Below are 21,441 nucleotides of genomic sequence, written 5' to 3' on the forward strand. Positions count from 1 at the left end.
GGCCAGTTCAAGCGGCAAGACATGTCGTACGTCAAATCGGTTAGACACTGAAACTTTCGCCACAACCACACTCGCCCTTGGCGTTGGGGTTGTTGAACTGGAAGCCCTCGTTGAGCCCCTCCTTGACGAAGTCCAGCTCTGTGCCATCCAGATGGATCAGGCTCTTGGCATCGACGATGACTTTGACACCGTTTTGCTCGAACACCTGATCTTCATCCGCCAGCTCATCGACAAACTCGAGCACATAGGCAAGACCCGAACAGCCGGTGGTCTTGACGCCGAGGCGCAGGCCAATGCCCTTGCCCCGGTTGGTCAGAAAAGAGGAAACCCGTGCCGCTGCGGCATCTGTCATGGTAATGGCCATACTGCGCTCCTGACCTTAGAGACCTTTCTTCTGCTTGTAATCGGCGATGGCGGCCTTGATGGCATCCTCAGCCAGAATGGAGCAGTGAATCTTCACCGGCGGCAGGGCCAGCTCTTCGGCGATGTCGGTGTTCTTGATGCCGGCGGCTTCGTCCAGGGTCTTGCCCTTGACCCACTCGGTCACCAGGGAACTGGAGGCAATGGCGGAACCACAGCCATAGGTCTTGAACTTGGCATCTTCGATGATGCCGTCGTCGCTGATCTTCAGTTGCAGCTTCATCACGTCGCCACAAGCCGGGGCGCCGACCATGCCGGTCGCTATGCTGGGGTCGTTTTTGTCGAAGCCACCAACGTTGCGGGGATTCTCGTAGTGGTCGATTACTTTTTCACTGTAAGCCATATCTAACTCCTGCTAATTCCGTTGAGCACCGATCCCGTGGATCAGTGATGAGCCCATTCGACCGTGTTCAGATCGACGCCGTCTTTGTACATCTCCCACAGGGGAGACATCTCGCGCAGACGACCGATGGAGTCACGGATAAGCTTGATTGCGTAATCAATCTCTTCTTCTGTGGTGAAGCGACCCAAGCTGAAACGGATGGAGCTGTGCGCCAGCTCGTCGTTCAAACCCAGTGCACGCAGCACATAGGAAGGCTCCAGGCTGGCCGAAGTACAGGCAGAGCCGGAAGAAACAGCCAAGTCCTTGAGCGCCATGATGAGGGATTCCCCTTCCACATAGGCAAAACTGACGTTCAGGTTGCCCGGCACACGCTGCTCCAGGTCACCGTTGATATAAACGGCTTCAATGTCCTTGATGCCATCCCACAGACGCTGACGCAGGGCCATGATGCGTTGACCTTCACTCACCATCTCTTCCCTGGCGATGCGGAAGGCTTCGCCCATGCCGACAATCTGGTGGGTCGGCAGAGTGCCGGAACGCATGCCGCGCTCGTGGCCACCGCCGTGCATCTGGGCTTCCAGACGAACGCGAGGTTTGCGGCGCACGTAGAGGGCACCAATGCCTTTCGGACCGTATACCTTGTGGGCGGACATGGAGAGCAGATCCACTTTCAGGGCTTCCACATCCACCGGGATCTTGCCCACGCTCTGGACAGCGTCCACGTGCAGCAGGATCTTGCGGGAGCGGCACAGATCGCCGATGGCGGCAATGTTCTGCACCACGCCGATCTCGTTGTTCACATGCATGATGCTGACCAGAATGGTGTCATCGCGCAGGGCACCTTCGATCTGCTCCAGAGTGAACAGACCATTCGGCATCGGCTCGAGGTAGGTCACCTCATAGCCTTCACGCTCCAGCTGGCGGCAAGTATCGAGTACTGCCTTGTGCTCTGTCTTGGAGGTGATGATGTGTTTGCCCTTGCCCGCATAGAAATGGGCAACACCCTTGATGGCCAGGTTGTTGGATTCGGTCGCACCGGAGGTGAAGACTATCTCGCGCGGGTCGGCACCGATCAGCTCTGCCACTTGATTACGGGCCAGGTCTACCGCCTCTTCAGCCTGCCAGCCGAAACGGTGAGAACGGGAGGCAGGATTGCCAAACAGGCCGTCCATGGTGAGGCACTGCATCATTTTTTCTGCGACACGCGGGTCCACCGGACAGGTTGCCGAATAATCAAGGTAAATAGGCAGTTTCATGTTTTTCTCCGTTACGACGGGGTCACACAGCGACTCGTCGTGGAAAGCACGTTTATAGTTGGACTTTCAAGCTCACATCACCGCGTTCGGCCCGGTCAACCAGGGACAACACGGTCTTCATTTGTTCATCTTGCTTGCCGGCGATGCGGCGCACATCGGCCTGACCCACCAGCTCTGCCAGGGTGATATCCCCCAGGAAACTGGAAATGCGCTCGCTGAGATCACGCCACAGGGAGTGAGTGAGGCATTGGGTGCCACCGTGACAGCCACCTTTGCCAAGGCATTTGGTGGCATCCACCGACTCGTCGACCGCGGTGATCACCTGACCGACCGAGATGGCATCAGGGGCCAGACCGAGGCGATAACCGCCACCCGGGCCACGTACGCTGCTCACCAGACCATGCTTGCGCAGGCGGGCAAACAGTTGTTCCAGATAGGACAAGGAGATGCCCTGGCGTTCTGAAATATCAGCCAGAGGCACGGGCCCCTGCTCTGCATGCAACGCCACGTCGAGCATGGCAGTCACAGCGTAACGTCCTTTTGAGGTCAGTCTCATATGCCTTACCGTCTTGCGAACCAATCAATATGGGCATATGGTCACATACCCGACTAAAACAGTCAAGTATATGGTTGAGTAATACAGTCAGGTTTAATCCTGCGGTTTCGGCTTCTGTACCGAGGTCAAAATGCCGCGCAGAATATTGAGCTCTACCGTTTCCGGACGGGCCCGATTGAACAGGCGGCGCAGCTTGCTCATCACCTGCCCCGGATGATCATCGGCAATGAAACCCGTCTTGAGCAGGGTCTGCTCCAGGTGCTGATAGAAGCCTTCCAGCTGATCGGCACTGGGATAGTCCGCCTCGCTCTCCACCTCGGGAGCCTGATCCTGCAACCAGTGCATCCGCACTTCGTAACAGAGGGTCTGCACCGCCATGGCCAGATTGAGGGAGCTGTATTCGGGGTTGGCCGCAATGGCCACGTGGTAGTGGCACTTCTGCAGCTCGTCGTTGGTGAGGCCGGTGCGTTCACGGCCAAACACCAGAGCCACCGGATGCTTCACGCCTTCCTCTACCGCCTTCTCCCCCGCTTCGCGAGGATCCAGCATGGGCCAGCTCAGGGTCCGGGAACGGGCACTGGTGCCGATGACCAGACCACAATCGGCAATGGCTTCGTCCAATGTCGATACAATGCGGGCATTGGCCAGGACATCGCTGGCCCCTGCCGCCAACGCCATGGCGTTGTCATCTGGCAAGGCTTGCGGATCAACCAACACCAGTTGAGTCAGTCCCATGGTCTTCATGGCCCGTGCCGCAGAGCCCATGTTGCCGGTGTGAGAAGTGTTTACCAACACGATACGAATCTGATCCAACATGCCCAGTCAATCTTCAGTCAAAAATGGCGCGCAATTGTAACATAGCCAATCGCTATTTTGGCACCGTAAAAGGCGCGCCATTTCACAACAAAACCATCATTGTGTAGAACAAAGCATCATGAGCAGCGGCTGACTGCAGGCTAAAATTGGAGGATGAATGGATCTAGGAGCGGAGGCAACATGTGCCCACACTGGCTTTATGAGAGGTTACCAGTCTGCTATCTGCTGACCGCGGTCGGCACGCTCACGCTTACCCAGACCCCCTTGCTCTGGCTGGCGGGCAGCCTGTTGTTTGTCGCAGGCGCCGTCATCTGGATGATGCGATCCAGCTATCGGCGTACCGATCTGGTCATCTTTCCGACCAAACGCTGGTTCCAGCCGGAATGGCTGTACGAGGCACAGCCCTTCGTCTGGCTGGCGCTGGGTCTGTTGCTCTCCCGCCTCCCCAACGCCACTGCCCTGCTGGCCTTGCTTCCTTGTGTCTGGGCCTGCCGCTGCCTGTGGGCGCGCAGTCACTACCGCCACCATGACGGTGGCCTGGCATCACACCTGAGACGGGACCCCGCCCGTCGGCGCAGAATGCGGCTCCTGCGCTGACGCGATGCGCGCCCGCTCGATGAAGGTGGCCAGATCCATCAGCGGGTAGCGCATCAGGCTCGGCAAGCCATCCAGATCCAGACTATCCATCAGATTCTTCACCTCCAGTCCCAGCTCGGTATCCCCTTCAATCTTCAGCTTGCGCTGAAAGAAAAGAGAATCGGGGTCTTCCTTGCGACCGGCGATCAGAATGAGGTCGTTGGTGGTGCCGCTGAAACAGACATCTACCCGCTCACAATGGCGGGCTACCACCAGTTTTCCACCCTGTTCGCTGATGAACCAGCTGAGATCGAGATCCGATACCTCGACCCTGAGCCATTTGCCGGCCAAAAATTCGAAGTCACCATCCTGGATGGCTTCCTTGAACACCCGCGCCAGCAGGCGTTCCATCAGGTTCTGCTGCAGCGCAAACGGCACCAGCTTGAGGGGGGGACGTAGAAAGCGAGGAGCCTGTTCGACCAGGCGACATTGCAGTTTTTGAAACACGATAAACTCCCAGTTTTTTGCGCATTCAAACACAGGGTCATGCTCTGGATCCTGTTGGAAATCAAACTTGTGCCGACTTACCTCAAGAAGGGTAAAGCCACCGAAAGCTGCCTCAGGTCAAAAAGCGGGAAGGCAGCGATGAATACAATCGGGCCTACTTTTGCATTTTTTGCCCTCTCGGAGCGTACCCGATGGAATTACTCTGTCCGGCAGGCAGTTTGCCGGCACTGAAAACAGCCGTGGATAACGGGGCCGATGCGGTTTATATCGGTTTCAAGGATGACACCAATGCCCGCCACTTTGCCGGCCTCAACTTCACCGACAGCAAGCTGGAAAAGGCTGTGGACTACGTGCACCAGCATGGCCGCAAGCTGCACATCGCCATCAATACCTTCGCCCACCCGGGTTCGGATGCCAGATGGAAGCAGGCGGTGGACCGGGGTGCAGCGCTCGGTGCCGATGCCCTGATCATCGCCGATCTGGCCGTACTCGATTACGCCAGCCGCCAGCATCCCGACATGGAGCTGCACGTCTCGGTGCAGGCCAGCGCCACCAACGCCGCTGCCATTCGCTTCTATCAGCAGCATTTCAACGTCGGCCGGGTGGTGTTGCCACGGGTGCTCTCCATGCATCAGGTCAGACAGCTGGCCCGCGAGACCGACGTCGGTCTCGAGGTATTTGCCTTCGGCAGCCTCTGCATCATGGCGGAGGGGCGTTGCTACCTCTCGTCCTACATGACGGGGGAAAGCCCCAACACGGTAGGTGCCTGTTCACCGGCCAAATTCGTACGCTGGGAGGAGACGCCGAGTGGCCTCGAGTCCCGCCTCAACGAGGTGCTGATCGACCGTTACGGCCCCGGAGAAAACGCTGGTTACCCGACCCTGTGCAAGGGCCGCTTCGAGGTGGATGGCCAGACCTACCATGCACTGGAGGAACCGACCAGCCTCAACACCCTCGGCCTGTTGCCCGAGCTGTTCCAGACCGGGATCCAGTCGGTCAAGATCGAGGGACGCCAACGCAGCCCCGCCTACGTGGAACAGGTGACCCGGGTCTGGCGCGCCGCCATCGACGCCTATCAGGCCAACCCAGAGGCTTATCAAGTCAAGGCCGAGTGGGATGCCCAGCTCGCCCGCGTCTCCGAGGGGAGTCAGACCACTTTGGGCGCCTATCATCGTCAGTGGCAATAAAGGAGCTCAACCACATGCAATTCTCTCTCGGGCCTCTGCTCTTCTACTGGCCCAAGGCCGATACCCAGGCCTTTTATGACGCTGCGGCGCAGAGCCAGGCGGATATTATCTATCTGGGGGAAACGGTCTGCAGCAAGCGCCGTGAACTCAAAGTGGATGACTGGATCTCCCTCGCCCGCCAGGTGGCGACCTCTGGCAAGCAGGTGGTGCTTTCCACCTTGGCGCTGATATCGGCCCCCTCGGAGCTCAAGGAGGTGAAGCGGCTGGTCGACAATGGCGATCTGATGGTTGAAGCCAACGACCTCGGTACCGTTCAGCTCGCCAGCGAGGCTGGCCTACCGTTTGTCTGCGGCCCGGCCATCAATGCCTACAACGCCGACGTGCTGCGCATGCTGCTCAAACAGGGGATGACACGCTGGGTGATGCCTGTGGAACTTTCACGCGACTGGCTGGTGCAGCTCAATCAGGATCTCGGCAGCGCTCGCCAGCAGTTCGAAGTGGAGGTATTCGCCTACGGCCACCTGCCGCTCGCCTACTCGGCGCGCTGCTTCACCGCCCGCTCCCTCGACAAGCCCAAGGACAACTGCGAACTCGCCTGCATCCACTACCCCACAGGCCGGCTGGCCAGCAGCCGCGAGGGGCAGAAGGTGTTCAACCTCAACGGTATCCAGACCCAGTCAGGTTACTGCTACAACCTCGGCAACGAGCTCAACGGCATGGACGGTCTGGTGGACGTGGTGCGCCTCTCCCCCGAGGGGATGGAGACGCTGGAGATGCTGACCAGCTTCAAGGCCAACCAGCAAGGTCTGGCCCCCCTGTCCCTGCAACGGGAGCGGGACTGCAACGGTTACTGGCGCCAGATCCCCGGCATGAACTTGGTGAAATAACGCCGCACCCATGCCAGAACGCAGACAGCAAAAAGGCCTCATGGTGAGGCCTTTTTTACATCGCGAGAACCCGCAATCAGGAGGCCTGCTTGCTATTCTTGCCCTGTGTGCTCTGGGCACCCGGCGGCAAGGGTTTGCGCGCCATCAGCTCCAGCTCGAGCAGGGCATATCTGTGCTCGATGAAGTCATACACGTTGTTGGCGAGTGCCAGCTTGAAGTAACTTATGGCTTCCTTGCGGTTGCCCTTGCCCAGTTCAAACTTGCCCAAGTAGAAGTAGGTTTCACACAGGCGCTCGGCAAGCTCCCGGTTGTCTTTCACCCCTTTCACCACATTGCCCATCAACTGGGTGGCATTGAGCTCGCCGGTATAGAGGCGAACCAGATCCCAGTTCCAGGCATCATCGTCATACTTGTTGAGCCGCTCGCGCATCCGGCTCATGGCGGCCGGTGCATTGAGCTTCTGCTCGGCCAGATAGAGCCAGACGACCCGATAGGGATCTTCCGGCTGCGCTTCATAGAAGCGTTTCATATCTGCGGCGGCCAGCTCGGGACGATTGCCGTAATAGAGCGCTATGCCACGGTTGAGATAGGCGTAGTCATAATCGGGAGCCAGTTCGAGGGCAGAATCAAATGCCTCATAGGCTTCGTCATAATTCTGCTGCTGCACCAGATAGACGCCGATGAAGTTGTAGGCCTCGGCAAAATCCGGTTTCTCCCGCAAGGCCCGGTTGAAATCCAGCCGAGCCAGGGAGCGCAAGCCGACCCGGTCAAACACCACGGCACGCTCATAAAACAGTTCAGCCCGTTGCTCGGTGGTCAATTCCATCTCACTGAGCATCTGCCCGAGTCGCGCCAACGCCAACTCGCTCTGGTAAGAGACCTGCAGGGGGGTCGCCAAAACCAGTGAAGCGGGTTGCGGCTTGGGAACTTGAGGCGCTTCAACCTGACTGCTACTGCTGCAACCCCACATGGGGAGCAACAACAGGATACCAAGGAGGTATCCAATCCCTTTCCTGACGTTCAATGAACACTCCGACGCTTACGCTTGACCCCGCATATGGTAAAGGTCAACCGACACTTTGTCATGTGGCTGATCCTCTCTCCCTCAAATAAATCAGGATTCGACAGGGTATCCGGCATCACACCAGCCCCGAAAGCCACCATCTACGCTGACAACCCGGCTATAACCCATCTTCTGCAAGTTATCCGCCACCAGGATGGAGCGAAATCCCCCACCACAATAGAGGTAGAGCTCGGTAGCCGGATCCGGATAGCGAGTCTCAATGTCACGCTCAATCACGCCACGGCCGAGGTAGGCCGCACCCGGCAGATGACCCCTTGCCCACTCGCTCTCTTCGCGCACGTCGATAAGATGAAAGGCACGCCCCTCATCCTGCCAGCGTTTGATCTGATGCACGTCAGTCTCTTGTACCTGAGTACGAACGGCCTCTACCAGCGCCAAAAAACGGGGATTGTGTTGCATGGCTTGCTCCTTGCCTTGGATGATAGGAGATGGGTAACGGGGAGCATAATGACTCACCCGGGCCATAAGAGAAAGGGCGCCTCGCGGCGCCCTTGCTGTTTACGGCAGGATCTCTTGCTGATCCGCGCCCTCTTTTTCCACCTGGGTCGGCAGCATATGCTCCCGCTTGACCCCGAAGAACATGGCTGAGGCACTCGCCACATAGATGGAGGAGTAGGTCCCGAAGGCCACCCCGATCACCATGGCGATGGCAAAACCGTGGATCAGCGGCCCGCCCTTGAGCAGCAGCGCCACCACCACCACGAAGGTCAACCCCGAGGTGATGATGGTACGGCTCAGGGTCTCGGTCATGGAAAGATCCATGATTTCGCTGGTATTTCCCTTGCGCACCTTGCGGAAGTTCTCCCGCAAACGGTCGAACACCACAATAGTGTCGTTCAGGGAGTAACCCACCAGGGTCATCAATGCCGCCAGCACGGTCAAATCAAACTCGTACTGGAAGTAGGCGAAGATACCGAGGGTGATGATGACATCGTGCGCCAGGGAGAGAATACCCCCCATGGCCAGACGCCACTCGAAGCGCACCGCCACGTAGATCAGGATACAGATGATGGAGGCCAGCATGGCCAGCGCACCGTCTGTCGCCAGCTCGTCACCCACGGAGGGACCTACGAATTCGACGCGCTTGAGCACGGCGCCCTGATCGATCAGCTTGGCAGCCGCCAGCACCTCGTTGCCCTGCTGCTCCACCTTGACCCCCTCTTTCGGGGTCATACGCACCAGTACGTCGCGGCTGGAGCCGAAGAATTGCAGGGTGGCCCCTTCAATTTTCTGCTGATCCAGTGCCTCGTGCATCTTGTCCAGGCTCACCGATTGCTGGAACCCCACTTCTATGGTGGTGCCACCGGTGAAGTCCAGACCCCAGTTCAAACCCCGATCGAACAGGCAGAACAGGGCGAGCATCGTCAGCAGGGCAGAGAACACCATTCCCGCCTTGGCAAAGCGCATGAAGGGGATTGGCTTTTCAAAATGTAGAATCTGAAACATGTCTCTTCCTTAGATCGGCAGCTTGTCGATGCGCCGTCCACCCCAGGCCAGATTGATAATGGCGCGGGATACCGTGATGGCCGTAAACATGGAGGCAGTCAGGCCAATGCCCAGCGTCAGGGCAAAGCCCTTGATGGCGCCGGTGCCGATGCCAAACAGGATCACACAGGTGATGAGCGAGGTGACGTTGGAGTCGGCTATGGTCGAAAAGGCACGGTCGAAGCCCATGTGGATGGCTTGCTGCACCCCGCGGCCATTGCGGATCTCTTCACGAATACGCTCGTAGATCAACACGTTGGCATCCACCGCCATGCCGAGCGTCAGGACGATACCGGCGATGCCAGGCAGTGTCATGGTGGCCCCGGGGATCATCGACATGATGCCGACGATCAGCACCAGGTTCATGGTCAGCGCTAGGTTGGCCACCCAGCCGAATGCACGGTAGTAGATCCCCATGAACAGCACGATCACCAGCATGGCCCAGCCGATGGCTTCCATACCGCTGTCGATGTTCTGCTGACCCAGGCTCGGGCCTATGGTGCGCTCTTCCACGATCTGGATCGGGGCTATCAGGGCACCGGCACGCAGCAACAGCGCCAGGTTGTGGGCTTCGTTGGCGTTGTCGATACCGGTGATGCGGAACTGGCTACCAAGGCGCGACTGGATGGTGGCGACGTTGATCACCTCCTCCTGTTTGCGGAACTTGCGCTTGCCGTCCGGACCCGGCTGACCGACCGGTTTGTACTCGATGAACACGGTGGCCATGCCCTTACCGACGTTGTCCTTGGTAAAGTTGGCCATCTTGTTGCCACCCTGGCCATCAAGCTTGATGTTGACCTGGGGACGGCTGTATTCGTCGAAACCAGACTGGGCGCCCACGATGTGATCGCCGGTCAGTATGATGCGCTTTTGCAGCACAACGGGACGGCCGTTGCGATCGTTGTAGACCTTGGAGCTCGGCGGCACGCGGCCATCGGCAGCAGCCTGGATGTCGGCGGTTTCATCGACCATGTGGAATTCCAGGGTCGCGGTTGCGCCCAGGATCTCTTTGGCTCTTGCCGTATCCTGAATACCGGGCAGTTCCACCACGATGCGCTCGGCACCCTGCTGTTGTACCAGCGGCTCGGCCACACCCAGCTCGTTCACCCGGTTACGGATGATGGTGATGTTCTGCTCGAGGGCGTACTTCTTCACTTCCTTGATCTTGGCTTCACTCAGCCCAGCCAGCAGGATGAACTCATCCCCCTTCTGTTCTGTGGTGAACGTCAGGTCAGGGTTTTGACGACGCAGGTGAGACACCGCCTTGGCCTGATCCGCTTCATCGCGAAACAGCACCTGTACCTGATCACCGACCCGGCGCACGCCGGAGTAACGGATTTTCTGGGTACGCAGCTCGGTGCGGAAATCTTGCACCATCTGTTCTTGCTGCTTGGTCAACGCCTCTGCCATGTCCACTTCCATCAGGAAGTGCACACCGCCGCGCAGGTCCAGGCCCAGCTTGAGCGGGTTGGCGCCGATGGCTTCGAGCCAGGCAGGGGTGGAGGGTGCCAGGTTGAGGGCAGTAATGAAGTTGTCGCCCAGCTTGTTGGCAACAACATCACGCGCCTTGAGCTGCTCTTCGGTGTTCTTGAAACGGATCAGGATAAAACCGTGCTCAAACGCGGCGTGCTTGACCGGGATCTGAGCCGCGTCTAGGGTCTCTTTCACCAGATCAAGCGTCTCTAGCTTGACTTCGGCACCCCGGCTGGCAGAGATCTGCAAGGCCGGGTCTTCGCCGTAAAGATTGGGGGCTGCATATAGAAAACCGATGGCGATCACGAAGACCACCATCAGGTATTTCCACAGCGGATAGCGATTTAACACGCTGTGCTCCTCGGGAGATTAAAGGGACTGGATAGAACCCTTGGGCAGAACGGCAGAGACGAAATCACGTTTGATGGTGACTTGGGTCTGATCATTCAGGGCCAGCACGAGGTATTCGCTATCGGCGGAAACCTTGGCGATCTTGCCAACCAGGCCACCTGAGGTGAGCACTTCATCACCCTTGGCCAAAGAGCTCATCAGGTCACGATGAGTCTTGGCGCGCTTGGCCTGGGGACGATAGATCATGAAGTAGAAGATGAGGCCGAACACGGCCAGCATGATGATCATTTCCATACCACCACCCTGTGCACCCGGAACTGCACCTTCTGCATACGCTTTGGAGATAATGCTCATTTAACAACCTCTTATTGATGTAGATTTGATAACTAACTTATATATCGTTGTTATTTCACGTCATTTTCAGCTAATGGAGGCACAGGCTTCCCTTGCCGACGGTAAAACTCAGCTACAAAGTCGTCTAATTTACCCTGCTCGATCGCGTCCCGCAAACCCTGCATCACACGCTGGTAATAACGCAGGTTGTGAATGGTGTTCAGACGGGCACCGAGGATCTCGTTGCACTTGTCCAGATGGTACAAATAGCTGCGGGTGTAGTTCTTGCAGGTGTAGCAATCACAATCGGCATCCAGGGTACTGGTGTCGCTGCGGTACTTGGCGTTGCGGATCTTGACCACCCCATCCGTGGTGAACAGGTGACCGTTACGGGCATTGCGGGTCGGCATCACGCAGTCGAACATGTCGACCCCACGGCGCACCCCTTCCACCAGATCTTCCGGCTTGCCCACACCCATCAGGTAGCGCGGCTTGTCGGCCGGAATTTTCGGGCAGACATGCTCGAGGATCCTGTGCATGTCTTCCTTGGGCTCGCCCACCGCCAGACCGCCGACCGCATAACCGTCGAAGCCAATCTCCAGCAGGCCATTCAGAGACACATCCCGCAGATCTTCATACACGGAACCCTGGATGATGCCGAACAGGGCGTTCTTGTTGCCGAGGGCATCAAACTTGTCGCGCGAGCGCTTGCCCCAGCGCAGGGACATCTCCATGGACTTGCGCGCTTCTTCATAAGTGGCCGGATACGGTGTGCATTCGTCGAAGATCATCACGATATCGGAGCCCAGATCGTACTGGATCTCCATGGATTTTTCGGGGTCGAGGAAGATCTTCTCGCCATTGATGGGGTGACGAAAGTGCACGCCCGCTTCGGTGATCTTGCGAATATGTCCCAGGCTGAATACCTGGAAACCACCGGAATCGGTCAGGATCGGGCCCTGCCAGTTCATGAAATCGTGCAGATCGCCATGGGCACGCATCACTTCCTGCCCCGGCCGAAGCCAGAGGTGGAAGGTGTTGCCAAGCAGGATCTGGGCACCGGTCTCGCGCACTTCTTCCGGGGTCATCCCCTTGACGGTGCCATAGGTACCGACCGGCATAAAGGCCGGCGTTTGTACCACGCCACGTTCGAAGACCAGTTGACCGCGACGGGCACGACCGTCGGTGGTTTTCAGTTCAAATTTCATTGCTACCTCGCTGCGTCAGAGAAACAGTCTGACAATAGAGAGCCCACTGGGCCCGGTAAAAAAAGTCGGTCAAGATCCTGACAAACTGGCCCTGAACGGCTTCTGAAGGGCGAGGCTTATGCCATCGCCCGGCGACGGGTGACGAACATGGCGTCCCCATAGCTGAAGAAACGGTACTGCTCGGCTACGGCTGCCTGATAGGCCGCCATCACGTGATCATACCCGGCGAAAGCGCTGACCAGCATGATCAGGGTCGACTCCGGCAGATGGAAGTTGGTGACCATGGCATCGACAATCTGGAACTCGTAGCCCGGGAAGATGAAGATGTCGGTGTCGCTGAAAAATGGCGCCAGCGGCTTGCCCTGCGCCAGACTCACCTTGGCGGCACTCTCCAGGGATCGCACCGAGGTGGTGCCCACCGCAATCACCCGGCCACCCCGGGCACGGGTCGCGGTAATGGCATCCACCACCTCCTGCGGCACTTCGGCATATTCCGAGTGCATATGGTGATCTTCAATCTTGTCCACCCGCACCGGCTGGAAGGTCCCGGCCCCTACATGCAGGGTAACGAAGGCCGTTTCAACCCCCTTGGCGCGGATCTTTGCCAGCAGCGGCTCATCGAAGTGCAGGCCAGCGGTCGGCGCCGCCACGGCGCCCGGTTTCTGGTTGTAGACAGTCTGGTAGCGCTCCTTGTCGGCATCCTCATCAGGACGGTCGATATAGGGCGGCAACGGCATGTGGCCGATGGCGTCCAGAATCTCCAGCACAGGGCGCGGGTCGAGGAAATGGATCTCGAACAGGGCATCGTGGCGGGCCCGCATCTCGGCTTCTACGCCACCATCCATGATCATCCGGGTACCGGGCTTGGGCGACTTGGAAGAGCGCACATGAGCCAGCACGCTGTGCTCGTCCAGGATGCGCTCCACCAGCACCTCCAGCTTGCCGCCGCTGGCCTTCTGGCCAAACATGCGCGCCGGAATGACACGGGTGTTGTTGAACACCAGCAGATCGCCGGGGCTGAGCTGGTCCAGCACATCCACAAATTGACCGTGGCGCAGGGCGCCGCTTTGACCATCGAGCTGCAACAGGCGGCTGGCAGTACGTTCTGCCATCGGATAGCGGGCAATCAGCTCGTCTGGCAGATCAAAATGAAAATCGGATACTTGCATCTTTCACCTCGGGGGAATCGGCGGCTAGTCTAGTTATCCCCCTCTTCCAAGGCAACCCAAAAGACCAAAAACCCAAGAGAGACAAGGGATAGCGAGCAATATTGAGACATCTATCCGGTTAATGATTCTTTAATGATCTGTATTGACCCTGATCATGTTTTGCCTGTGGGGGGTGGGCTAGGGTGAAAGCAGATACACAAGGAGGCCCACCATGATGACCTTATCCGAGATCATGACAGAACATCCCTTCACCCTGGGTCCGGACAACAGCGTCAAACAGGCGATGGACCTGATGCAGCAGGAGCGTATCCGCCACATCCCCATCGTCGACGAGCACCATCATCTGCTGGGTCTGGTCACCCTCACCGACATCTTGGCCACCCGCGAGTCCAAACTGCTGCTGATCAATCCGGAGCGGGAAGCGGAATTCACCGACAGCGTCCAGCTCGACGAGATCATGACCCGCCAGGTGGCGAGCGTGGATCCCCACGCCGGCATCAAGGAGGCAGCCCTCTACCTGCAGCGCCACAAATATGGCTGCCTGCCGGTGCTCAAGGGGCGCAAGCTGGTAGGCATAGTCACGGAGTCGGATTTCATTGCAGTGGCCATCAACCTGCTCGAACTGATGGAAGAACAGGAGCCGCCCAGCGATTTCTGATCTTAAATAACTGTAATAAAATTACAATAAAAGCGTTTTCAGCACATGAAATCAGCAATGAAGCTGAAAGACTTTCATTTTGATTGAAAATTTACACCACAACCTTGCTTTGTGATCCCCATCACACTATTATCTCCCTCATGCAATAGTTGCCGAGGGGGAGACGAGGGATTGTGCACCCAGCTTCTTCCTCTCATATGTCTGCAAGTTTGCACACCCCGTAGTTAGTCTTTGCTGTAAAGCTTTTGTTTATATAGCCATTCCTTGTTTGATGACCCGGCCTTGTCCTCTCGACAGCGCCGGGATTTTTTTATCTGCACGATCCTGCCCGGCCCCACGTCCCCCCTCTTTTTTGCGTGTTTCACACGACACGTCACTACCACGCCCTGTCCCCCTGAGAAAGATGCCCATTCGACCCTTGAAAAACCCAATAGCCGCACAGATGTTGAATCTCGACAAGGGGTTACCTCTGCATGTCAGAAATATTCATGTTAGGTACAGCAGCGGTAGGTTATCTAATAGATAGATTGAAGTGATTCAAAATTGTGGCTTTAATCGATTAGGAGAAGCCCCTATGATGAATCCATCGAACGTTAAACGCCTGGTCCGGACAGCCTCTTCAATACCAGACAGGCATATGTACATCACCAAGGAGCTAATACATGTCTACCTACATCAACACTGAAATCAAGCCGTTCAACGCCACCGCCTACCACAATGGCAAATTCGTTCAGGTGTCTGACGCTGACCTGAAAGGCAAGTGGTCCGTGGTGTTCTTCTATCCGGCTGACTTCACCTTCGTTTGCCCGACCGAGCTGGGCGACCTGGCCGACAACTACGCCGAATTCCAGAAGCTGGGCGTCGAGATCTACTCCGTCTCCACCGACACCCACTTCACCCACAAGGCTTGGCACGACACCTCCGACACCATCCAGAAGATCCAGTATCCGATGATTGGTGACCCGACTGGCACCATCACCCGCAACTTTGGCGTCATGATCGAAGAAGCAGGTCTGGCTGATCGCGGTACCTTCGTCATCGACCCGCAGGGCATTATCCAGATCGTTGAAATCAACGCTGGCGGTATCGGCCGTGATGCGCTGGAACTGCTGCGCAAAGTCAAAGCTGCCCAATACGTTGCCGCTCACCCGGGTGAAGTGTGCCCGGCCAAGTGGAAAGAAGGCGATGCCACCCTGGCCCCGTCCCTGGATCTGGTAGGCAAAATCTAAGCCTCCCCGCTCTTAAGACCGGCCCATTCAAGGGCCGGTCTGCTTTGTGGACCTCCATTTTCTGTATCCAATCACAGTGCCGACCCGCATTCAGCTAGAAGGAATTCGACCATGTTAGATACCAACCTCAAACAACAACTCAACGGTTACTTGCAGTACATCGTCAATCCCATCGAGATCAGCGTGTCCGGCAACGACAGCGACAAATCCGCCGAACTGCTGGCATTGGCCGGCGAGATCGCCGAGATGTCCCCCAAGATTGCCATGACTGATGGCAGCAATGCCCGCAAGCCTTCCATGAGCATCGCGCCCAAGGGCCAAGCCCCGCGCGTTCATTTTGCCGGCATCCCCATGGGTCATGAATTTACCTCCCTGGTACTCGCCCTGCTGCAGAGCGGTGGTCACCCCTCCAAGGCCGATGCGGCCGTGCAGGAGCAGATCCGCAACCTCAAGGGTGAGTTCCACTTCGAGACTTACATTTCGCTCTCTTGCCACAACTGCCCGGACGTGGTGCAGGCCCTCAACCTGATGGCTACCCTGAACCCCGGCATCACCCACACCATGATCGACGGTGCCCTGTTCCAGGACGAGGTCAACGAGCGTCAGATCATGGCGGTACCGAACGTCTACCTGAACGGTCAGCCGTTCAGCCAGGGCCGCATTTCGCTGGAAGAGATCGTTGCCAAGCTCGACACCGGCGCCGCCGAACGCAAAGCTGAAGAGCTGAGCGCAAAAGCGCCTTACGACGTACTGGTCGTCGGTGGTGGCCCGGCTGGCGCAGCCGCCGCCATCTATGCCGCTCGTAAAGGCATTCGCACCGCCATCGTCGCCGAGCGTTTCGGCGGCCAGGTGATGGACACGGTCGGTATCGAGAACTTCATCTCCGTGCCCTACACCGAAGGCCCCAAACTGGCCGCCAGCCTGGAACAGCACGTCAAGCAGTACGGCGTGGAAGTGATCACCGAGCAGCGCGCCGCCGCCATCAGCAAGGATGGCTATGTGAACGTGGAACTCGCCTCCGGCGCCACCTTGAAGAGCCGCGCCGTAATCCTGGCGACCGGTGCCCGCTGGCGTGACCTGAACGTACCGGGCGAGCTGGAGTACCGCACCAAGGGCGTGGCCTACTGCCCGCACTGTGACGGTCCCTTCTTCAAGGGCAAGCGCGTAGCGGTGATCGGTGGCGGTAACTCAGGCATAGAAGCAGCCATCGATCTCGCCGGCATCGTCGAGCACGTGACCGTGGTGGAGTTCGCCGACACCCTGCGCGCCGACGAGGTGCTGCAGAAGAAGGCGCGCTCCATGGGCAACATCGACATCATCATGAGTGCCCGCACCACGGAAGTGATAGGTGACGGCAGCAAGGTGGTGGGCATGGATTACGAAGACCGCACCACCGGTGAAATCAAGCACCTGGCGGTCGCCGGTATCTTCGTCCAGATCGGTCTGGTACCTAACACCGAGTTCCTCAAGGGGAGCGAGGTGGCACTGACCCGCTTTGGCGAGATCGAGATCGACGCCAAGGGCGCCACTTCCCTGCCCGGCGTCTACGCCGCAGGGGACGCCACCACGGTGCCGTTCAAGCAGATCATCATCTCCATGGGCGCAGGAGCGACCGCCGCGCTGGGTGCGTTTGATTACCTCATCCGCAATGCGGCGCCGGACGCCACCGAGACATCCGTCAAGGCCGATGCCGTGACCGCCTGATAGGCCCGTTGCAAATAGTCCCCGTTGCCAATAAAAAGCCGACTCCATGGAGTCGGCTTTTTTTATCCGCGTGTTCAGTGACCGCTAGCTGGCCTTCATATCCTGTGGCCCGGATGACTCAGGCGTGGCATAGCTGGCAGGGACAGCCTCCCCCGCCAGATCCGTTCTCGGCTCCAGTTCGGCAGTCATGGGCGTATTGGGCGGCACCGGCATGAACACCTGATGATCGGCCAGCGGAATGGGGGCCCGCTGCCGCTTGCGCCAGCCCAGATACGCCGTCAGCAGGGTGCCGCACAGGGCGAAGTAGACGAACAAGCCCTGCGGCCCGAACTGCAGCATGACGAAAGGCGCCAGCAGCGGCCCTATCATGGCTCCCAGACTGTAGGCGAGCAGCAGCCCCTGATTGGCCCCCAGCACCTGATCCGGGCGCAGCTCATCGCAGGCATGACTCAGACTCAGGGGATAGATGGAAAACGCCATCCCCCCCAGCAAGAACACCAGAGTACCGGTGACAGGCTCGCGCCAATCCTCAGGCAGCAGCACCATCAGCAGGGCAAGCAGGGTCAGCACGGCGCCGAGCAGCAGGATCACCAGCCGCCTGTCATAACGATCGGACATACGACCGATGGGGTACTGCAGGCACATACCCCCCAGGATCACCAGCGCCATCATGTCCGCCACCCGCACAAGCGAGGCCCCGCTATCGGTAAAATAAAGTGGCAGCAGGCCGTAGATGGCACCGAGGATCAGGCCCGAGGTGAAGCTGCTGCCCATGCCCGCCGGAGTTAGCCGCACCAGCTCCAGTACGCCGACCGGCTGAGGCGCCACCATGGCGGGGGTAGCCACCCGGGAAATCGCCAGCGGGATCACCGACAAGGTTGCCGCCATGGCGCACAGGGCAAACGGGGTCAGCACCATGGGATCCACCCACTTGAGCAACAACTGGCCCATGGCCAGGGATCCGTAGAGCAAGATCATGTAGAGCGACATCAGCCGCCCCCGGTTGGCCGGCGTGCTGGAAACCAGCATCCAGGACTCCAGCACCACGAACAGACCGCCGGTGGCAAAGCCCCCCACCAGCCGCAGCGCCGCCCAGCTGAGCGGCTCCACTACCATGCCGTGCAGCAGAAACAGAAAGCAGAGCAGGGAGGCGTAGGCCGCATAAGCCCGGATGTGGCCGACCCGGATGATGAGGCGGGCGTTGACGAAGGCCCCCAGCACCAGGCCACCGAAGTAGGCGGCCGATACCAGACCGATGGCCTGCACCGACACCTGCTCGGCCGAGAGTCGCACCGTCAGCAGGGTATTGAACATGCCGTGGCCCAGAATGAATATCACCAGACTGGCAAAGGGCGACAACAACCTTGTGAGTGTCATGGAGACTCTCCGGATGGCTAAACGATCATGGTAACGTCTATTTCCCACTCACATCAACCCGATGCGGGCCATAACGCCACAACGTGGCGAGCGAAACAGGCACCGAGCAACTAAAATAAGCGAAGTAAAAAATGAGCGCCCCACCATGGTGGGGCCACAGCAAACAGGAAGGGTTCCATGTCTGTGAGTGTCTCCAAGTACCCGATAGCCCCAGAGTTCGATATTCCTGATTCCCTGCGCCTCTCTTGGCAAAAAACCATCAATTTGATGGCCGAACTGTTTAAGGTACCCGCGGGGCTCATCATGCGGGTACATCCCAACGAGATTGAAGTTTTCATCACCAGCGACACACCAGGCAACTGCTACCCAGAAGGCGCTCGTGAGCACCTAGATTCGGGTCTCTATTGCGAACGAGTCATGGACACCCGCCAGGAGCTGCTCGTGCCCAACGCGCTCAATGATCCAGAGTGGCAGCATAATCCCGATATCAAACTAGGTATGATCTCTTATTGTGGCCTGCCACTCTGTTGGCCGGATGGTCGAATTTTTGGCACCATTTGCGTACTGAGTCGCGAGGAAAACGACTACGGTGGTCTTTATCGCCAACTGCTGTGGCAATTTCGTGACAGTGTGCAACAGAGCATGCATACCCTCTACGACAACATTCGCCTCAAAGAGACCCGAGAGGATCTAGAAAAACACAAGGCACAGCTGACCCAAACCCTCGACAGCCTGAAAAAAACCCAGGAGGATCTAATCCATACCGAAACCTTGGCAGCGCTCGGGGCCATGGTGGCCGGCATTTCCCATGAACTGAATACCCCGATTGGCAACGCCCTGATTGCCACCACAGCTCTGCAGGAAAAAACGCAACAATTGGCAGTCCAGCTGGGGGCTCAGGCCATTCGCCGCTCCACCCTGGAGGAGTTCATACAATCTGCGCTAGATATGAGCCAAGTGGCCATACAGGCCATTTCTCAGTCTGCCAAGCTGGTGAAAAGCTTCAAACAGGTCGCCATTGATCAGACATCGGAGAGCAGGCGCCATTTTGATCTCAAAAGTCTTATCGACGACAACCTGGCCAACCTGAAACCCGGTCTGGTACACAATCGGCTAACGCTGCAAAACGTTGTCGAACCCGGGGTTATCTGTGATACCTACCCAGGCCCCCTGAGTCAGGTGCTGCTCAACTTGATCCATAACGCAGCCATACACGGTATCCGGGCAGAGCAAGAGGGCGTTATATTGATCAGCGCCCGGTTGCACGAAGAGCAGATCAGTCTGGAAGTTCTCGATAATGGTCGAGGCATGGAACCCTGCGTATTGACCCATATATTTGACCCCTTCTTCACCACAGCCTTGGGACAGGGAGGCTCTGGAATTGGCCTCTCCATCTGTCGTCGTATTGCAACCTCCGTACTAGGTGGGACTCTTACTGCACGTTCAAAACCAGATGAAGGCAGTTGCTTTACCCTTACCATTCCTCGTGTTGCCCCAGGGCGCATGTAACACTCATTTGGCTGCCCCAGATGCCTTTCCCCGGCAACAGCGATGACAATGCTTTTTCTTGTCGCCACCTGAGGGGGCACGCCGTCTATTCTTGAACAGCATCCCGTCATTGAGGTAACCAAGATGAAACCTGTCCTGTTATTGATTGGCCTGCTCTTTGCCGGCAGTGCCCTCGCATTTCATTGCCCCGCAGACATGAAGAAAATCGATGATGCCCTCGCAGCAGGTCCCGCCCTCAGTGCCGAACAGTTAGCCGAGGTGAAGAAACTTCGCGCAGAAGGCGAGACACTGCACAAGGCGGGCAAGCATCAAGAGTCCGTCGACACCCTGGCCAAGGCAATGACCATGCTGGGATTGAACAAGGGCTAGCACAGGGACCAATCAGCTCGCAGCAGAAAGCGTTGAGCCCCACCTCACGGGTGACAAGGGCCCGCGTCATGTCTGGCGCCCTACACCTGGCCGCTGTAGACCAGGGTGCTGTAGTTGAAGGCAATCACGCCATCGACCGCATGGCATTCAAACTCCCGTGCAATCAGCGCTGTCAGCTCGGCATGAGCTTGTGAGCCGGCGATGGGGGCATAGGAGGAGGAGTTGAGCCGCCCCAACACCCCGTCGAGATCAAACAGCTGACAATTGGCGAAGCGATCGAGCCGGTACTCCCCCTCGAAGAAGGCCCGAAAATCGGCCTCCCCCAGATTGCGGTGATTGACCTCCTCATAGTCCCCCGAATAGGTGCGCAACCCCGCCTCATAGGCCTTGAGAAATTCGGTGTCGGTCAGCCTGTCGTTCCAGATGAGGGCGACCCGGCCAGCGGGCCTCAGCAGGCGCCGGCACTCCTGCTTGAAGGCGGGACGATCGAACCAGTGAAACGCCTGGGCCACCGTGACCAGATCCACGCAGCCATCCGGCAGGCCGGTGGCTTCCGCGTTGCCGCTCTGCCACTCGATATTAGCCACCCCCTGCAGCAGGCGCCGAGCCACCTCGCGCATCTCCTGATTCGGCTCGACTGCCCAGACCCGCGCTACCCGGGACGCCAGCAGCGCAGTCAGAATACCGGTGCCCGCCCCGATGTCGGCCACCCGGGCCTCGGGCCCCATGGCAAGTTCTTGGGCCAGAAAGCCCAGCATGACCGCCGGATAACTGGGGCGATACTTCACATAAGCTTCGACCCGGGTCGAGAATCGCTGGGTACTGTCCATTGGTACTCCTTGTGATGAATTGGGGACCCGCTCAATCACCCCACGACTCATCCTGCCCCTAACGCAGCCAGCAAAGCAACTGTCCCAGCCCCTTCAAAAACAACAAGGCCACCC

At 58.2% G+C, this 21,441-nt stretch carries 23 protein-coding genes; 8 read left to right on the top strand and 15 right to left on the bottom strand.

What is annotated here, in order from left to right; all coding sequences use genetic code 11:
* Positions 1–40: 40 nt before the first annotated feature.
* The 5 genes from iscA to trmJ form a co-directional block, all read right to left on the bottom strand.
* Positions 41–364 (bottom strand): iron-sulfur cluster assembly protein IscA, encoded by a 324-nt coding sequence (gene iscA, locus ACW5XD_RS01995; protein WP_042865868.1) that lies wholly within the window; start codon positions 362–364, stop codon positions 41–43.
* A 15-nt stretch (positions 365–379) separates the two neighbouring features.
* Positions 380–763, bottom strand: coding sequence for a Fe-S cluster assembly scaffold IscU (gene iscU / locus ACW5XD_RS02000; RefSeq protein ID WP_005299770.1), 384 nt, complete (start codon positions 761–763; stop codon positions 380–382).
* Positions 764–804: 41 nt separating this feature from the next.
* Positions 805–2,019, bottom strand: a complete 1,215-nt coding sequence (locus ACW5XD_RS02005; RefSeq protein ID WP_043136767.1) for an IscS subfamily cysteine desulfurase — start codon at positions 2,017–2,019, stop codon at positions 805–807.
* A 52-nt stretch (positions 2,020–2,071) separates the two neighbouring features.
* Positions 2,072–2,575, bottom strand: a complete 504-nt coding sequence (gene iscR / locus ACW5XD_RS02010; protein WP_042865866.1) for a Fe-S cluster assembly transcriptional regulator IscR — start codon at positions 2,573–2,575, stop codon at positions 2,072–2,074.
* Positions 2,576–2,668: 93 nt separating this feature from the next.
* Positions 2,669–3,391, bottom strand: coding sequence for a tRNA (cytosine(32)/uridine(32)-2'-O)-methyltransferase TrmJ (gene trmJ, locus ACW5XD_RS02015; protein WP_456493384.1), 723 nt, complete (start codon positions 3,389–3,391; stop codon positions 2,669–2,671).
* 180 nt (positions 3,392–3,571) lie between these two features.
* On the opposite strand from trmJ, the gene ACW5XD_RS02020 reads away from it, so the two are divergent.
* Complete coding sequence (locus ACW5XD_RS02020; protein ID WP_456493385.1) at positions 3,572–3,988, top strand: hypothetical protein; 417 nt, start codon at positions 3,572–3,574, stop codon at positions 3,986–3,988.
* Here ACW5XD_RS02020 and ubiT read toward each other — a convergent pair.
* Positions 3,935–4,474, bottom strand: a complete 540-nt coding sequence (gene ubiT / locus ACW5XD_RS02025) for a ubiquinone anaerobic biosynthesis accessory factor UbiT (RefSeq protein ID WP_456493386.1) — start codon at positions 4,472–4,474, stop codon at positions 3,935–3,937. The two genes, ACW5XD_RS02020 and ubiT, sit on opposite strands and share 54 nt — an antisense overlap.
* Positions 4,475–4,665: 191 nt before the next feature.
* Here ubiT and ubiU point away from each other — a divergent pair, with 191 nt between their 5' ends.
* Complete coding sequence (ubiU, locus tag ACW5XD_RS02030) at positions 4,666–5,661, top strand: ubiquinone anaerobic biosynthesis protein UbiU (protein ID WP_456493387.1); 996 nt, start codon at positions 4,666–4,668, stop codon at positions 5,659–5,661.
* A 14-nt stretch (positions 5,662–5,675) separates the two neighbouring features.
* Positions 5,676–6,548: a U32 family peptidase gene (locus ACW5XD_RS02035; protein WP_456493388.1), complete on the top strand. Its 873-nt coding sequence runs from the start codon at positions 5,676–5,678 to the stop codon at positions 6,546–6,548.
* A 76-nt stretch (positions 6,549–6,624) separates the two neighbouring features.
* Here the strand turns inward: ACW5XD_RS02035 and nlpI are convergent, their stop codons facing one another.
* The 7 genes from nlpI to queA form a co-directional block, all read right to left on the bottom strand.
* On the bottom strand, positions 6,625–7,572 hold the full coding sequence (gene nlpI / locus ACW5XD_RS02040) for a lipoprotein NlpI (protein ID WP_456493389.1): 948 nt from the start codon (positions 7,570–7,572) through the stop codon (positions 6,625–6,627).
* Between the two features lie 90 nt (positions 7,573–7,662).
* A complete protein-coding gene (locus tag ACW5XD_RS02045; RefSeq protein ID WP_456493390.1) occupies positions 7,663–8,031 on the bottom strand; it encodes a rhodanese-like domain-containing protein in 369 nt (122 codons plus the stop codon).
* Positions 8,032–8,130: 99 nt separating this feature from the next.
* Entirely contained in the window at positions 8,131–9,078 is a 948-nt protein-coding gene (gene secF, locus ACW5XD_RS02050) for a protein translocase subunit SecF (protein ID WP_456493391.1), read from the bottom strand.
* 9 nt (positions 9,079–9,087) lie between these two features.
* Positions 9,088–10,941 (bottom strand): protein translocase subunit SecD, encoded by a 1,854-nt coding sequence (gene secD, locus ACW5XD_RS02055; RefSeq protein WP_456493392.1) that lies wholly within the window; start codon positions 10,939–10,941, stop codon positions 9,088–9,090.
* 18 nt (positions 10,942–10,959) lie between these two features.
* The gene (gene yajC, locus ACW5XD_RS02060; RefSeq protein ID WP_033129086.1) at positions 10,960–11,295 is read right to left on the bottom strand and encodes a preprotein translocase subunit YajC; all 336 of its coding nucleotides are present in this window, start codon (positions 11,293–11,295) and stop codon (positions 10,960–10,962) included.
* Positions 11,296–11,345: 50 nt separating this feature from the next.
* Positions 11,346–12,482 carry a tRNA guanosine(34) transglycosylase Tgt gene (gene tgt, locus ACW5XD_RS02065; protein ID WP_456493393.1) on the bottom strand — a complete coding sequence of 379 codons (1,137 nt, stop codon included), beginning with the start codon at positions 12,480–12,482 and terminating at the stop codon, positions 11,346–11,348.
* Positions 12,483–12,598: 116 nt separating this feature from the next.
* Positions 12,599–13,651, bottom strand: a complete 1,053-nt coding sequence (gene queA / locus ACW5XD_RS02070) for a tRNA preQ1(34) S-adenosylmethionine ribosyltransferase-isomerase QueA (protein WP_456493394.1) — start codon at positions 13,649–13,651, stop codon at positions 12,599–12,601.
* A gap of 211 nt (positions 13,652–13,862) precedes the next feature.
* On the opposite strand from queA, the gene ACW5XD_RS02075 reads away from it, so the two are divergent.
* The 3 genes from ACW5XD_RS02075 to ahpF all read left to right on the top strand — a co-directional run bounded on the left by ACW5XD_RS02075 (position 13,863) and on the right by ahpF (position 17,242).
* Positions 13,863–14,309 carry a CBS domain-containing protein gene (locus tag ACW5XD_RS02075; RefSeq protein WP_456493395.1) on the top strand — a complete coding sequence of 149 codons (447 nt, stop codon included), beginning with the start codon at positions 13,863–13,865 and terminating at the stop codon, positions 14,307–14,309.
* A gap of 662 nt (positions 14,310–14,971) precedes the next feature.
* Entirely contained in the window at positions 14,972–15,538 is a 567-nt protein-coding gene (gene ahpC / locus ACW5XD_RS02080; protein ID WP_011705621.1) for an alkyl hydroperoxide reductase subunit C, read from the top strand.
* A gap of 111 nt (positions 15,539–15,649) precedes the next feature.
* Complete coding sequence (gene ahpF, locus ACW5XD_RS02085; RefSeq protein WP_456493396.1) at positions 15,650–17,242, top strand: alkyl hydroperoxide reductase subunit F; 1,593 nt, start codon at positions 15,650–15,652, stop codon at positions 17,240–17,242.
* 84 nt (positions 17,243–17,326) lie between these two features.
* Here the strand turns inward: ahpF and ACW5XD_RS02090 are convergent, their stop codons facing one another.
* Positions 17,327–18,619 (bottom strand): MFS transporter, encoded by a 1,293-nt coding sequence (locus tag ACW5XD_RS02090; RefSeq protein ID WP_456493397.1) that lies wholly within the window; start codon positions 18,617–18,619, stop codon positions 17,327–17,329.
* A gap of 177 nt (positions 18,620–18,796) precedes the next feature.
* Between ACW5XD_RS02090 and ACW5XD_RS02095 the strand changes: the two genes are divergently transcribed.
* Positions 18,797–20,128: a GAF domain-containing sensor histidine kinase gene (locus tag ACW5XD_RS02095; RefSeq protein WP_456493398.1), complete on the top strand. Its 1,332-nt coding sequence runs from the start codon at positions 18,797–18,799 to the stop codon at positions 20,126–20,128.
* 123 nt (positions 20,129–20,251) lie between these two features.
* Positions 20,252–20,497 carry a hypothetical protein gene (locus ACW5XD_RS02100; protein WP_456493399.1) on the top strand — a complete coding sequence of 82 codons (246 nt, stop codon included), beginning with the start codon at positions 20,252–20,254 and terminating at the stop codon, positions 20,495–20,497.
* Between the two features lie 80 nt (positions 20,498–20,577).
* Here the strand turns inward: ACW5XD_RS02100 and ACW5XD_RS02105 are convergent, their stop codons facing one another.
* On the bottom strand, positions 20,578–21,327 hold the full coding sequence (locus ACW5XD_RS02105; RefSeq protein ID WP_456493400.1) for a class I SAM-dependent methyltransferase: 750 nt from the start codon (positions 21,325–21,327) through the stop codon (positions 20,578–20,580).
* Positions 21,328–21,441 lie beyond the last annotated feature (114 nt).

The sequence above is a fragment of the Aeromonas enterica genome, assembly GCF_054052465.1.

Bases quoted from the DNA above. Each gene is read 5' to 3' on its own strand.
- ACW5XD_RS02005 (WP_043136767.1), bottom strand. From the start codon at position 2,019: ATGAAACTGCCTATTTACCTTGATTATTCGGCAACCTGTCCGGTGGAC.
- tgt (WP_456493393.1), bottom strand. From the start codon at position 12,482: ATGAAATTTGAACTGAAAACCACCGACGGTCGTGCCCGTCGCGGTCAA.
- ACW5XD_RS02075 (WP_456493395.1), top strand. From the start codon at position 13,863: ATGATGACCTTATCCGAGATCATGACAGAACATCCCTTCACCCTGGGT.
- ACW5XD_RS02045 (WP_456493390.1), bottom strand. From the start codon at position 8,031: ATGCAACACAATCCCCGTTTTTTGGCGCTGGTAGAGGCCGTTCGTACT.
- ahpC (WP_011705621.1), top strand. From the start codon at position 14,972: ATGTCTACCTACATCAACACTGAAATCAAGCCGTTCAACGCCACCGCC.
- iscU (WP_005299770.1), bottom strand. From the start codon at position 763: ATGGCTTACAGTGAAAAAGTAATCGACCACTACGAGAATCCCCGCAAC.
- ubiU (WP_456493387.1), top strand. From the start codon at position 4,666: ATGGAATTACTCTGTCCGGCAGGCAGTTTGCCGGCACTGAAAACAGCC.
- ACW5XD_RS02020 (WP_456493385.1), top strand. From the start codon at position 3,572: ATGTGCCCACACTGGCTTTATGAGAGGTTACCAGTCTGCTATCTGCTG.
- secF (WP_456493391.1), bottom strand. From the start codon at position 9,078: ATGTTTCAGATTCTACATTTTGAAAAGCCAATCCCCTTCATGCGCTTT.
- iscR (WP_042865866.1), bottom strand. From the start codon at position 2,575: ATGAGACTGACCTCAAAAGGACGTTACGCTGTGACTGCCATGCTCGAC.
- ACW5XD_RS02095 (WP_456493398.1), top strand. From the start codon at position 18,797: ATGTCTGTGAGTGTCTCCAAGTACCCGATAGCCCCAGAGTTCGATATT.
- trmJ (WP_456493384.1), bottom strand. From the start codon at position 3,391: ATGTTGGATCAGATTCGTATCGTGTTGGTAAACACTTCTCACACCGGC.
- queA (WP_456493394.1), bottom strand. From the start codon at position 13,651: ATGCAAGTATCCGATTTTCATTTTGATCTGCCAGACGAGCTGATTGCC.
- yajC (WP_033129086.1), bottom strand. From the start codon at position 11,295: ATGAGCATTATCTCCAAAGCGTATGCAGAAGGTGCAGTTCCGGGTGCA.
- ACW5XD_RS02100 (WP_456493399.1), top strand. From the start codon at position 20,252: ATGAAACCTGTCCTGTTATTGATTGGCCTGCTCTTTGCCGGCAGTGCC.
- ahpF (WP_456493396.1), top strand. From the start codon at position 15,650: ATGTTAGATACCAACCTCAAACAACAACTCAACGGTTACTTGCAGTAC.
- ACW5XD_RS02035 (WP_456493388.1), top strand. From the start codon at position 5,676: ATGCAATTCTCTCTCGGGCCTCTGCTCTTCTACTGGCCCAAGGCCGAT.
- ACW5XD_RS02090 (WP_456493397.1), bottom strand. From the start codon at position 18,619: ATGACACTCACAAGGTTGTTGTCGCCCTTTGCCAGTCTGGTGATATTC.
- ACW5XD_RS02105 (WP_456493400.1), bottom strand. From the start codon at position 21,327: ATGGACAGTACCCAGCGATTCTCGACCCGGGTCGAAGCTTATGTGAAG.
- iscA (WP_042865868.1), bottom strand. From the start codon at position 364: ATGGCCATTACCATGACAGATGCCGCAGCGGCACGGGTTTCCTCTTTT.